General features: G+C 60.3%; 10 protein-coding genes. 7 read left to right on the top strand and 3 right to left on the bottom strand.

All coding sequences use genetic code 11. The features are described 5' to 3' along the window. Positions 1 to 873: an amidohydrolase family protein gene (locus tag FHT79_RS26120; RefSeq protein ID WP_183904495.1), complete on the bottom strand. Its 873-nt coding sequence runs from the start codon at positions 871 to 873 to the stop codon at positions 1 to 3. Next, complete coding sequence (locus tag FHT79_RS26115) at positions 873 to 2,582, bottom strand: IlvD/Edd family dehydratase (protein WP_183904466.1); 1,710 nt, start codon at positions 2,580 to 2,582, stop codon at positions 873 to 875. The genes FHT79_RS26120 and FHT79_RS26115 overlap by 1 nt, the downstream gene beginning before the upstream one ends. Before the next feature lie 243 nt (positions 2,583 to 2,825). On the opposite strand from FHT79_RS26115, the gene FHT79_RS26110 reads away from it, so the two are divergent. Beyond that, positions 2,826 to 3,851 (top strand): Gfo/Idh/MocA family oxidoreductase, encoded by a 1,026-nt coding sequence (locus FHT79_RS26110; RefSeq protein WP_183904465.1) that lies wholly within the window; start codon positions 2,826 to 2,828, stop codon positions 3,849 to 3,851. Positions 3,852 to 3,881: 30 nt separating this feature from the next. Then, on the top strand, positions 3,882 to 4,553 hold the full coding sequence (locus FHT79_RS26105; RefSeq protein WP_028755853.1) for a GntR family transcriptional regulator: 672 nt from the start codon (positions 3,882 to 3,884) through the stop codon (positions 4,551 to 4,553). A gap of 59 nt (positions 4,554 to 4,612) precedes the next feature. Here the strand turns inward: FHT79_RS26105 and FHT79_RS26100 are convergent, their stop codons facing one another. After that, positions 4,613 to 6,238, bottom strand: a complete 1,626-nt coding sequence (locus tag FHT79_RS26100) for a beta-xylosidase (RefSeq protein WP_183904464.1) — start codon at positions 6,236 to 6,238, stop codon at positions 4,613 to 4,615. A 349-nt stretch (positions 6,239 to 6,587) separates the two neighbouring features. On the opposite strand from FHT79_RS26100, the gene FHT79_RS26095 reads away from it, so the two are divergent. The 5 genes from FHT79_RS26095 to FHT79_RS26075 all read left to right on the top strand — a co-directional run bounded on the left by FHT79_RS26095 (position 6,588) and on the right by FHT79_RS26075 (position 12,351). Next, positions 6,588 to 8,489 (top strand): ABC transporter substrate-binding protein, encoded by a 1,902-nt coding sequence (locus tag FHT79_RS26095; RefSeq protein ID WP_183904463.1) that lies wholly within the window; start codon positions 6,588 to 6,590, stop codon positions 8,487 to 8,489. A 67-nt stretch (positions 8,490 to 8,556) separates the two neighbouring features. Continuing rightward, positions 8,557 to 9,561: an ABC transporter permease gene (locus FHT79_RS26090; RefSeq protein ID WP_028755850.1), complete on the top strand. Its 1,005-nt coding sequence runs from the start codon at positions 8,557 to 8,559 to the stop codon at positions 9,559 to 9,561. A gap of 6 nt (positions 9,562 to 9,567) precedes the next feature. After that, complete coding sequence (locus tag FHT79_RS26085; protein ID WP_028755849.1) at positions 9,568 to 10,425, top strand: ABC transporter permease; 858 nt, start codon at positions 9,568 to 9,570, stop codon at positions 10,423 to 10,425. A 4-nt stretch (positions 10,426 to 10,429) separates the two neighbouring features. Further along, complete coding sequence (locus tag FHT79_RS26080; RefSeq protein ID WP_028755848.1) at positions 10,430 to 11,464, top strand: ABC transporter ATP-binding protein; 1,035 nt, start codon at positions 10,430 to 10,432, stop codon at positions 11,462 to 11,464. Then, positions 11,461 to 12,351 (top strand): ATP-binding cassette domain-containing protein, encoded by an 891-nt coding sequence (locus FHT79_RS26075; RefSeq protein WP_183904462.1) that lies wholly within the window; start codon positions 11,461 to 11,463, stop codon positions 12,349 to 12,351. The genes FHT79_RS26080 and FHT79_RS26075 overlap by 4 nt, the downstream gene beginning before the upstream one ends. Positions 12,352 to 12,428 lie beyond the last annotated feature (77 nt).

Below are 12,428 nucleotides of genomic sequence, written 5' to 3'. Positions count from 1 at the left end.
TCAGCGGCCGAAGAACAGCACTTCGGCATTTCGAACAAAAATCTTTTCGGCAGCCGTGGGATCGTCGATGGCGGCCTGCATGGCCTCGATCAACTCGGCGTCATCGGGCATGCCATCCCATAATTCGGTGTGCGGCCAATCGCTGCCCCAGAGCAGCCTCTCCCCATGGCTCGCGGCAAGCGTGCGGGTGACCTCGGCGAAGCCTTGGTCGTTCGTCTCCTTCGTCAACCGATAGGGCGCGGTCACTTTGACATAGGCATCAGCCGCGTCCATCAGCGTTTTCAGCGCATCGACATGCCGTGGTCTCGTCTCTGTGGCAAGCGGAATGAAGCCGAGATGATCGACAACGATGGGCAGGCGGATGCCGGATAATGTTGCCGGAAGATCGGGAAGCTGTTCGGGATTGATCTGCAGTTGCAGCGACCAGCCGAAAGGCGCAATCCTTTCCGCCAGTGTCCTGGCGGTAGCCAAGGGAAGGCCGCCCTTGTTGCGTGTGTTGATCCGCACTCCGCGCACGCCGTGCCGGTGGAGCCGCTCGATCTCGGTCTCTCCAGTTTCGGGATCAATGACGACGATGCCGCGCAAACGGCCCGGAAAGGCGGCGAGCGCTTCCAGCAGCACGCTATTGTCGAGGCCATAGACGCTTGGCTGTACCAATACGCCCTTGGCGATGCCAAGGCTTTCTGAGAATTCGATCCAGTCGGCAATCGTCGCGATGTCAGGCGTATAGCTGCGCGGGGTGTTGAGCGGAGCGTCGGCGCGAAAGACGTGGAAATGCGTATCGACCGTGCCTTGCGGCAGTGCCGGCCGCGGCAAGCGCGCCAGTTGCCGGCGGGGCAGGCAAAGCGGGGCGTCTATATCAGCGGTACTCATCATGCGTTGAGCTCGTCGCTTTGCAGGAAATCGAAATCGGCGCCTTCGTCAGCCTGGAGCACGCGTTCCTGATAAAGTTTTGCATAGCCGCGCAACGGGGCAGGGGAGGGTCGGTCGATGATCTCCAGCATGCGGCGATCGAATTCCGCCTGGTCGATATCGATGTCGATGCGCCGGCCCTCGACATCGAGGCGAATGCGATCGCCGGTACGGACGATCGCCAGCGGGCCGCCATCGGCGGCTTCAGGCGCGATGTGGAGGATGATCGTACCGAAAGCCGTGCCGCTCATCCGGGCATCGGAAATCCGCACCATGTCCTTCACGCCCTGCCGGGCGAGTTTGCGGGGAATGGGTAGATAGCCGGCTTCCGGCATGCCGGGCGCGCCTTTCGGCCCGGCATTGCGCAGGACCAGAACATCGTCGGCCTTGACGTCGAGATCGTCGCTGTCGATGCGCAGCGTCATATCCTCGACGGAATCAAAAACGACGGCGCGGCCAATATGTTGGAGAAGATCCTTGGAGGCGGCGGATTGTTTGATGACGGCGCCGCGCGGCGCAAGATTGCCATGCAGGACGGCGATCGTGCCGATCGGCTTTAACGGTTTCTCGACGGTGCGGATGATCGTCTGGCCCGGCTCGTCGACGACGTTGTCGATAATCTCGCCGATCGTCCTGCCGTAGACAGTCGGGGCGCTGCCATCGATTTCATGACGCACCGCCTTCAACAGCGCCGGGACGCCGCCCGCCTCGTGAAACTGCTCCATATAATGCTGGCCGGACGGCTGCAAGTCGACGAGCAGGGGTATGCTCCGGCCCAGCCGGTCGAGTTCGGCCATGTCGAGGCGACGGCCGAGGCGGCCGGTGATTGCGGCAAGATGCACGACGGCATTGGTCGAGCCGCCCATCGCCTGCAACGCCACGAGGCCGTTGCGGATCGCCTGTGGCGTCAGGATCTCGCGCACCGTCGGGGCGGCCTCATCCACGGCGAGCCGTGCGGCGACACGGCCGGTCTCCTCGGCAAGGCGGACACGTTCGGATTCGACGGCGGGTGCCGAACCGGCGCGGGGAAGGCAGAGACCCATGACTTCGGTCAGGTTCGCCATGGTGCTCGCCGTGCCCATCACCGTGCAGGTGCCGATGGAGCTGGCCAGCTTGTTATTGACCTCGGTGATCTCGGCCTCGTCGATCTCTCCGGCGCGGAAGCGCCCCCAGAAACGGCGGCAATCCGTGCAGGCACCAAGCCGTTCGCCCCTGTGGTGGCCGACGGCCATCGGACCGGTCGGCAGGAAGATCGCCGGTATCTCGCTGCTGGCGGCCGCCATGATCTGGGCCGGCAAGGTCTTGTCGCAGCCACCAATCAGCACGACGGAATCCATCGGCTGGGCGCGGATCATCTCTTCCGTTTCCATCGCCATCAGATTGCGCAGATACATCGAGGTCGGCGAGGCAAAGCTCTCGTGGATCGAGATGGTCGGAAACACCATGGGCATCGCGCCTGCCAGCATAACGCCGCGTTTGGTGGCCTCGATGAGTTGCGGCACATTGCCGTGACAGGGATTGAAATCGCTGTAAGTATTGGCGATGCCGACGATGGGACGGTCGAGTGCATCGTCAGAATAGCCCATGGCCTTGATGAATGCCTTGCGCAGGAAAAGGGAGAATCCCTGATCGCCATAACTCGTCAGCTTGCGACGAAGACCGTTCGACAAACCTGTTCCTCCCTCGCCAACTTGACCATGGCCAATGTGCAGTCAGCGTAGTGGGATATGGAGGATTGTCAATAAATAAGATGGCGTCACCATATCGTATTTTTGGATATCTTCAGCGATATCCATAAATTTCCAAGGAAATATCGATCGATCGTCGCCTTATTTTGATGAGTCGATGATTGGCTTTTATGAAGAAGCCGGATAGATTATTGATAAAATGAACTTGAAGCAGAGGGAAGCGCCATGACGGGGACGAGACGGCGGCGTATCGGAATGGTCGGCGCCGGCTGGGTCAGCGCCTACCATCTATCGGCATGGAGGCGGCAATTGCATCGCGCCGAGGTCGTGGCGATCGCTGACCCGTCGCGGAGCGCGATCGAGGCCCGGCTGGCCGCCTTCGAGGTCGCGCGCAACTATGCGGGCGCTGAGGCGATGCTGGAAGCCGAGCAGCTCGATGCCGTCGATATCTGCGCGCCGCGGGAGTTTCACGCCGAACTGGTCCGGCTGGCGGCGGCAAAGGGGCTCGATATTATCTGCCAGAAGCCGCTCGCCTCTTCCTACGACGAGGCTGTTCACCTGCTGGCAGAGCTTTCCGGCAAGGGCAGGCTGATGATCCACGAGAACTGGCGGTTCCGCGCCTATTATCGGCGGCTGAAGGCATGGCTCGACGAAGGACTTGCAGGCGATGTCCGTCAGGCGCAGTTCGAATTCCTGTCCAGCGGCATGCTAGCGGATGCAGAGGGGCGAAGGCCGGCGCTGGTGCGCCAACCCTTCTTCCGGACGCAGGAGCGGCTGCTGGTCATGGAGGTCATGATTCATCATCTCGATACGCTGAGATATCTTCTGGGCGAGATGGAGGTGGTCGGTGCGCGGCTTGAGAGGAGCAATCGCGATATCGTCGCGGAGGATGTGGCATGCGTCGTCCTGCGCCGGCTGGGCGACGGCGTTCTTGTCACCGTCAACGCCAATCTCGCCGCGCATGGCGCTCCGCCGGTGCCGCGTGATCACTTACGCATCTTCGGAACGCGCGCCACGCTCGAACTCCAAGGCAATCTGCTCTTAGCGCAGGGTGCGGAGCAGCGCCGGGAGAGCTTCGATCTCGACGAGACCTACCAAGGCGCTTATGACGCGACCATTGCGCATTTCCTCGACAGTCTCGATGGAAAGGTCGCGATGGAAACATCGCCGGGCGATAACATGAAGACGCTTGCTCTTGTCGAGGATATCTATCGCTTGAGCCGGTTCGACCCGGAGCGCAATCCACGGTAACATGGCGCGCGCCCGTCAGAGGAGATGACATTGCAGACGCTCAACGAAAGCCGCGAAGACGGCATCGAGCATGATGATCTAAGCATTGCCCGCGCGCTGGAGGAGGACATTATTTTCGGCCGGCTTGCGCCCGGGACCCGCCTGACCGAAGACGCGCTTCTAGCCCGCTTTCACGTCACGCGCCATTTTGCCCGCCAGGCGATCGTGCAGCTCGAGACGATGGGTATCGTGGTTCGGGAGCGCAACAAAGGGGCGACCGTCCGCTCGCTGACTGCTCGCCAGGTTCAGGAAATCTACGATGTCCGTGAGTTGCTGCAACGGCAGGCTGCGCTGTGGATAAAGCTGCCGGCACCTGAAGCGTTGATCGAGGAACTGCTGGCGCTGCACGAGGAGCATGGCCGTCACGTCGAATCCGGTTATCTCAGAGGCGTGCACGAGGCCAACGACAAATTCCACCTGACGCTTTTCGGCGCCTGCGGCAATGCGCATCTCGTGCAATCAATCGAGCTTTATATGCGTCTCAGCCTGCCGGTGCGCGCCAATTCGATGTCGAGCAAGGAGTCGCTACGCATCTCGCATGAGCATCACCGGCTGATGATCGAGATGCTGCGCGGCACTGACAACTGGGTTCTCGCCCAGCTCTGTGTCGACCATCTGCAGCCCAGCAAGAAACGTTATCTCGCCTATGTCAGCGATCATTGACGCGGCTAGCCGTTTGAAGGGGAGCGCATCGTTCGATTGCGCTCCCTTCGCCTACCGGCTCACCAATCGAGGCGCAGCAGAGACACGCCTTGACGCGGTAGGGAGACCTTGAGGACGATCTTGCCGCCATCAACCTTAACCGATGCCTCGTCGATCTCGGCGAGCTTTCCCGACGCTTCCAGCCTGGCATAACCTTCGCCGGTCGGATTCTGCGGCTTGCCCATCGCCGTCCAGACGCCGAAGGCGTTGGAATGTTCCTCGTCCATTCTGAAATGCCTGAGTGACGCGGACTTGTCGCCCCAGCCGTCGAGATTGACCGAAATGTCTGCGGACGGCCCGGCTTCATCATCGTCGTGATAATGCCAGAGCAGAATGGAAACGCCCTTATCGTCGCGGGTCGCCACGACATTGACATCGGGCTTGCCGCGCACGCCGTGGTTCATGATATCCTCGATGCCGCGGCGATAATCGCTTTCCGATTCCAGCCACTCGCCGCCGAGTTTGCCGAGCATGCGGAAGCCATTGAGAACGGCCTTGTCGACGCCGTTGGTCGCAAGATCGCGGAAACCGTCGAAATAGGGCTGGTCGTCGAAGAGGAAGGCCCAGGTGACCGCCCCTTCGATATGGATGTTGGCGCGTCTTGCAAGCTCGTAGGTGCGGATCATACTCTCGACGATATAGACGCCGTAGAGCGGACCATTGCGATAGCCGTTCTGGGGATGGACGCGTGCGGAACAGGCCGCGCAGCCTTCCGGATCGGATTCGCCGACTACCACGGGCAGGTGCCGGAGTTCCGGAAATTCATTGATGATGGCAAGGTTTGTCTCGATGTCACGGAGCTGTTTGTGCAGGCCCATCCGAACGTGACCCTCATAGATCACCGGATTGCCCTTGGCGTGGAAAGCGAGGAAATCGATTGGCGACTTGTTCTCGACGACATGCTTGAGGAAGGCACGCAGGAAGGTCTGGGCCTTTTCGTTGGCAAAGGCGCCACAGGTATGCGGTCCGCCGACACGGGCATTCGGCAAGGCACGCTTCAGAGCCTTGGCGCTGACATCATACATTTCGCAGAATTGCGGGATGGTGCCGGTCCAGTAGTGACCGTCCGGCTCGTTCCAGACTTCCCACGGCCAGCTTGAAACGACGGCCTCGCCATATCTTTCGGCGAGATGGCGCGCCCATGCTTCGATCAGGTCGCTCCATTTCTTCAGGTCCTTCGGCGGAGCCGTCCAGCCGGTGGTGATCGTCGCGTATTTGTCGGCCGGCTCCCATTGGTGACGGTAAGGACCGTTGAAATCGGAGAGAGCTTCCGGTGTGAAGCCGATCTGAATCAGCGGAATGTTGCCGGCTTCGACATAGGTGTCGAAGATTTTGTCGATGATCGTCCAGTCGTAGACCGGATTGCCGTCAGCATCCTCGGTATAGGCATTGGTCGAACCCCATTTGAGGGCAGGCAGGCCGTCGCCGCTGGTCAGAAGATTGTGCGCGCGGATGCGGGGCGGCTCGGGGCTGAGTTCTGTGAGTTCCCTGAGCAGCTTCCTGCCGTGTGGGGAGTAAGTGTAATTCGGCTCGTCATAGCCGAACCAGTTCCACAAGGGTTCGTATTTGCCGGTCGGCCGGTTGGCGTGAACGGAGATCGTCACGTCATAAGGGCTGCTCATCGTGGTGTCCTCTTGAACGATCATGCCAAAGCCCCTCCCGAAAGCGGCCGACCTGTCTGGTGATGAAGTACGGCCTCTTGGGAGGGTGCCGCGCTCGCCGCAAAAGCTAAGCCAAATGCTCACTTTGTCAATAATATAAAAATATGCTTTATCATTGAGCGTCAAAAATGCCTGAAAATGCGCTATTTTTTATAGTCATCAAAATTATCGGTTGCCGTTTCTTGAAAAATTGTCGATAACTGTGGCGTGAGCTCGCCCGCCGTCGAGGAGTGCATGTGTCCCTGCGGCACGCGCAGGCAGGGGTTCGCTGGACGCATCGTCAATTGATTACGGGAAGCGCTCGCCGTGGCGAGTTGAGGAGGAGGAACATCCGATGAAGTTCCGTAGATATGCAGCCATCGCGCTAATGTCTCTTATGGCCCTTCCGGCATTTGCGCAGGATTTCATTGCCGGCATACCGCGCAATGAAACGCTGATTATCCAAGGCACGCCGCAGCAGAATGCCGACTGGTTCAACCTCTGGGCTCCTGGGGGCGGGGCGGCGGCAAACCTCAACGGCCTGCAGCAGCTGACCACCGATACGCTATGGTTCATCAATCCCGAAGGCGGCAAGGACGCCTGGCAGAACGCCCTTGCCAGCGAGCCCCCGAGCTACAACGCCGATTTCACCGAGATGACGGTGAAGCTGCGCAAGGGCATCTTCTGGAGCGACGGTGTCGAATTCACCAGCGACGATGTGGTCTATACCGTGCAGACGCAGATCGATCATCCCGGCATGGCCTGGAGCGCGCCCTTCACAGTCAATGTCGCGAGCATGGAAAATCCGGATCCGCAAACGGTCGTCTTCCATCTGAAGAAACCGAACTCGCGCTTCCACACGCTTTTCACCGTGCGCTGGAATGCCGCCTGGATCATGCCGAAGCATGTCTTCGAGAAGGCTGCAGATCCGCTGTCGTTCAACAACAACCCGCCGGTCTCGCTCGGGCCCTATCAGCTGCAAAGCTATGACAAGGGCGGCAACTGGACGATCTGGAGGCTGCGCGACGACTGGCAGCGCACGTCGATCGGCCTGGCTGCGAAACAGCCGCCCGAGGTCAAATATGTCGTCTATCGCGCCGCCGGCAATCCGGAAGCCCGCGTTATCGAACAGCGCAACCACAATCTCGATGTCATCAACGACATGGCGCCCGAGGGCATGTTCTCGATCATGCGTGACAGCAAGAGTACGGCCTCGTGGCTGAAGGGTTTCCCTTTCGCGCATCCGGATCCGACGCTGCCTTCCGTTCTCTTCAATACGAAGAAGGCGCCCTTCGACAATAAGGATGTTCGCTGGGCTCTCGCGCTGCTGATCGATATCCGCGAAGTGGCGCTCGGCTCCTATCGCGGTGCGGCCAATATCGCAGCCCTAGCCACGCCGCCGACGGGTTCTGCCCCTGACGACTATTACGCACCGATGCAAGACTGGCTGACGAATTTCGAGCTCGACACCGGTTCCCGCAAGATCAAGCCTTACGATCCGAACATCTCGGCGCAGATCGCCAATATGGTGCGCAGCCAATGGGCCGATCAGATCCCGACGGATCCGGCCAAACTACAGCGTACATTCGGCTTCGGCTGGTGGAAGAAGGACGTTCAGGCCGCCACCGAGCTGTTGCAGAAGGCAGGCTTCAAGAAGAGCGGTCGCCAGTGGGTAAAGCCTGACGGAACGCCCTTTACGATCCGTCTGCAGGTGGAAGGCGATGCCATTCCGACACTGGCCCGCGCCGGCACGGTGATTGCCCAGCAATGGACGCAGGCGGGCATCGCGACCAAGGTCGATGTCGCCGGTCCAACCAACGGTCAACGTCTCAGCACAGGCGATTTCGAGACGGCGATCTACTGGAGCATCGAGACCTGGGGCGGTCATCCCGATCTCTCCTTCTTCCTCGACAGCTATCATTCGGAGTTCATCAAGCCGCTCGGGCAGATCCAGCCGCCGCGCAATCTGCAGCGTTGGCAGGATCCGCGTCTCGACCTGCTCATCGAGAAGAACCGATCGATCGCGTTCGATTCGCCGGATGTCGCCAAGCTCGGTCAGGACTTCCTGAAGCTCGCCGTCGAGGAAATGCCGATGATCCCGCTGATGGCCTACAACAAGTTCGCGCCGCTCGATACGACCTATTGGACCAATTATCCAAGCGCGGACAATCCCTATTCGGCCTCGGGTCCGAACTGGTCGAACATCCGCTACATGGTGGTCGGGCTGAAGGCCAACCCGGATGCGCCGAAGCCTTGATCGGGGCACCATAAGGGAGACAGCCGGCCGCCGGCTGTTTCCGTTCTGCTATTGAAGGGTCGATGTCATGAATGGCTTTCTGATCTATGCGGCAAAACGTTTTCTGCAATTTCTCTTCGTGGTCTTCACCGGCATCACGCTGGCCTTCCTGATCGCGCATTTTTCGCCGGTCGATCCGATCGAGCAGACCGTGTCGCTGCTGACGAGCTTCGGCTCCACCGATCCGCAGGCCGTCGAGATCCTTCGCGAATCGCTGCGTGAACTCTACGGCACCGGCGGGCCGCTGCTGGACCAGTACGTCACCTTCTGGGGCCGCGTCCTGACCGGCGATTTCGGTCCGTCGCTCTCTTCCTTCCCGACCCCCGTCATGACCGTGATCGGCCGGGCTCTTCCCTGGACGGTCGGGCTTCTGACGCTCGCAACGATCATTTCCTGGATCATCGGCAATTTCCTCGGCGCGCTTGCCGGTTATTTCCACAGCAGTAGGTTGCTGAAGGTCGCCGGTGTCGTCATCATGGCACTACAGCCGATCCCGACCTACATCATCGGCCTCAGCCTGGTGATCCTCTTCGGTTTCATCTGGCCTATCCTGCCGATCAGCGACGGTGCACAGGTCAATCTCCCGCCCGGCTTCAACTGGGCCTTCATCAGCTCGGTGATCGAGCATGGCATCTTGCCGGCCCTGACCCTCGTGCTCGTCGGCATCGGCGGCTGGTTCATCTCGATGCGCTCGCTCGTATCCAACATCGTCACCGACGATCATGTCGTTTACGCTGAACTCGGCGGCGTGCGCTCGCGCAGCATCTTTTCACAATATGTCGCGCGCAACGCCATGCTGCCGCAGGTCACCGGCCTGGCGCTCAGTCTCGGCAACGTCTTCGGCGGCGCCGTCATCGTCGAGTTCGTCTTCAATTATCCCGGGATCGGCAAGCTTTTGATCTCCGGCATTTATTCCGGCGATTATAGCCTCGTGCTCGGCGTCACCACAATCGCCATCATCGCCGTCGCCGCCGCGGTTTTCGTGATCGACATCATCTATCCGCTGATCGATCCGCGCGTGAAACTGGGATAATCCGTGATGTTCAAAGTCCTCAGAGACCTGCTGCGCTACAACAAGGAGTTCCTGCTCGGAACCGTCCTGATCTGCCTCATCCTGGCGTTGATCGTGGCATCGTTCTTCTCGCCCTATGACGAGAACGCCATCTATGTCGTCGCGCCCGACATGCCGCCTTCGGCCGAATTCTGGCTCGGCACCACCTCGCGCGGCCAGGAGGTTTTCTGGCAGATCGCCGCCTCGATGCGCAACACGCTGTTCTTCGGCATCATCGTCGCTTTCGTCAGCCGCATCATCGCCATCGCCGTGGGGCTGATCTCGGGCTATATCGGCGGCCGGACAGACCAGATCATCATGGCGGTCAACGATACGCTCGGCGCCCTGCCGAATATTCCGATCCTGCTGCTTCTGGTTTTCGTGCTTCGCGACCAGATGACGTGGTTCATGCTGGCGATCACCGCAGCGCTGCTTGGATGGACGCATGACAGCCGTCTGATCCGCTCCGTCGCCCTGTCTCTCCGCCACCGGGAATTCACCCGCCACGCGGTCTTCTCGGGCATGCGCACACGGCAGATCCTCATCCGCGAGCATCTGCCCTATGTGATGCCGATCGTCTTCTTCACGACGATGAACAACCTGATCTGGGCGATCGGCCTCGAGGTGACGCTCTCGGTGCTTGGGTTTTCCGACATCAATCGGCCAACGATCGGCGGCATGATCTACTGGGCCAATGCGCATTCCGCAATGGTATCGGGCATATGGTGGTGGGTCGCCTTCCCGATGCTCTTCGTCGTCATCCTGTTCCTCGGCCTGTTCATGCTCGCCATGTCGGTGAACGAATATATCGACCCGCGTTCGCGCCTGGCCCGGATGGGAGCTTGAGGAGATGCAGAATCTGATGAGAAGGCGGCCGTTGACCCTTGCCGAAAACGCCATGGACGCCCTGACGATCGATGGGCTGAAATGCTACTACGTCAATGATTATTTCGGCGTGCGGCGGGAGATCCGCGCCGTCGACGATATCAGCCTGACCATCCGCAAAAACGAGATCTACGGCATTGCCGGCGAATCCTCGAGCGGCAAGACATCGCTGATCAAGACTTTGGCCGGCGCCATCCGCCCGCCGATGCGCGTCGTCGGCGGAACGGTGAAATTCAATTTTGCCGACGGGCCTATCGATGTCTATGCCGAACCGGACAAGATGAAGGCGGCACGCTGGCGCCACCTTTCCTACATCATGCAGGGCTCGATGAACGTGCTGAACCCGGTCAGAAGGGTCAAACACGCCTTCACCGATTTCGCCTCCCGCCATATGAACCTCGATCCCGCTGCCTTCCACGCCCGTGTCGAAGCACATCTTGCCCGGCTGCATCTCGATCCCCATGTGCTCGATGCCTTTCCGCACCAGCTTTCGGGCGGCATGCGCCAGCGTCTGACGATCGCCCTTGCAACTGTCTGCGAGCCGGAATTCATCATCGCCGACGAGCCGACGACGGCGCTCGACGTGCTCGTCCAGCAGGACGTGCTGGCGCTGATCAAGGAAGTGCAGATGCGCATGCAGTCCTCGGTTATCTTCGTGACGCACGATATGTCCGTGCATGCCGCCATCACCGACCGGTTGGCCATCATGTATGCGGGCCGGCTGGCGGAGGAGGGGCCGACGCAGGCGATCTTTGACAATCCCCAGCATCCCTATACCGTCCATCTGATCGGCAGCCTGCCGCGCATCGGCGACGTCTCGACGCGAAAGAGCCTTAAAGGCAAGCCGCCGGCGCTTTCGGATCCGCCTTCGGGATGCCGGTTCCATCCACGCTGTCCGATTGCGATCGACAAATGCGCCCGTGAAGTGCCGGCCATGCTGCCGAGCGCCACAGGCGGGCGGGTCGCATGCTTCCGCGCCGGGGAGTACCAGATCCAATGAGCAGCCATTTCCTCCTCGAACTCGACCATGTGACCAAGCTCTTTCCGATCGGCGGTTTCTTCTCGCGCGAAAAGATGAAGGCGGTGAACGATGTCAGCTTCGCCCTTGCCGCCGACAAGCCCGAGATATTCACGATCGTCGGTGAATCCGGTTCCGGCAAATCGACGCTGGCAAAGATGATCCTCGGTAATGAAAAGGCCGATCGGGGCAGCATCCGCTTCGACGGCGCTGATGTGAAGTCGGTGCATTCCCGCAGGGACCGCGAAGCTTTCATGGCAAGGGTCCAGCCGGTCTTCCAAAATCCGTTCGAGGCCTTCAACCCGCTGACCCGGATCGACGAGTATCTGCTGGCCACCGCCCATCGCTTCAAGGGCGCGAAGAGCCGCGCCGAGAAAGAGGCGCTTGCCGACGTTGCCCTTCAGCGCGTCGGCCTTTCGATGGCGGAGATAAAAGGTCGTTTCTCGCATGAGCTTTCAGGCGGTCAGTTGCAGCGCATTGCCGTCGCCCGCGCCCTGATACCGGAGCCGAAGCTGATCGTCGCCGATGAGCCCGTCTCGATGGTGGACGCATCGCTTCGCATGTCGATCGTCAATCTCTTCCGCGATCTGCGCGACTCTCTCAACGTCTCGATCGTCTACATCACCCATGATCTTGCGACCGCCTATTACATTTCCGATCGCGTGGTGATCATGCGCAAGGGTGTGGTGGTGGAGAGCGGAGATGCCAGGGACGTGCTGGAACATCCGAAACACGCCTATTCGATCGCCTTGAAGAACGCGGTGCTACCGCCCAATCCTCGCGACGCGTCGGCGATCATCCGCCTGCGGCAGCGCAACGGCGAGACAAATGAAGCCTATTCCGGCGATGGCGACCGCTTGGCCAGATGAAGCTGGCGCTCTGAGCTTCGGTCGTCAAATCGTCGCGACGCCCCGGAACCCATCGCTCTGTCTTTGCGGTTCCAATT

Origin of the sequence: Rhizobium sp. BK212, from assembly GCF_014197475.1 — a bacterium.
In the GTDB taxonomy this organism is placed as follows: Bacteria; Pseudomonadota; Alphaproteobacteria; order Rhizobiales; family Rhizobiaceae; genus Rhizobium; species Rhizobium anhuiense.
The sequence above is the reverse complement of the archived record's forward strand: the minus strand, read 5'-3'. Positions and strand labels throughout refer to the sequence as shown.

Bases quoted from the DNA above. Each gene is read 5' to 3' on its own strand.
- FHT79_RS26120 (WP_183904495.1), bottom strand. From the start codon at position 873: ATGAGTACCGCTGATATAGACGCCCCGCTTTGCCTGCCCCGCCGGCAA.
- FHT79_RS26100 (WP_183904464.1), bottom strand. From the start codon at position 6,238: ATGATCGTTCAAGAGGACACCACGATGAGCAGCCCTTATGACGTGACG.
- FHT79_RS26095 (WP_183904463.1), top strand. From the start codon at position 6,588: ATGAAGTTCCGTAGATATGCAGCCATCGCGCTAATGTCTCTTATGGCC.
- FHT79_RS26075 (WP_183904462.1), top strand. From the start codon at position 11,461: ATGAGCAGCCATTTCCTCCTCGAACTCGACCATGTGACCAAGCTCTTT.
- FHT79_RS26085 (WP_028755849.1), top strand. From the start codon at position 9,568: ATGTTCAAAGTCCTCAGAGACCTGCTGCGCTACAACAAGGAGTTCCTG.
- FHT79_RS26110 (WP_183904465.1), top strand. From the start codon at position 2,826: ATGACGGGGACGAGACGGCGGCGTATCGGAATGGTCGGCGCCGGCTGG.
- FHT79_RS26080 (WP_028755848.1), top strand. From the start codon at position 10,430: ATGCAGAATCTGATGAGAAGGCGGCCGTTGACCCTTGCCGAAAACGCC.
- FHT79_RS26090 (WP_028755850.1), top strand. From the start codon at position 8,557: ATGAATGGCTTTCTGATCTATGCGGCAAAACGTTTTCTGCAATTTCTC.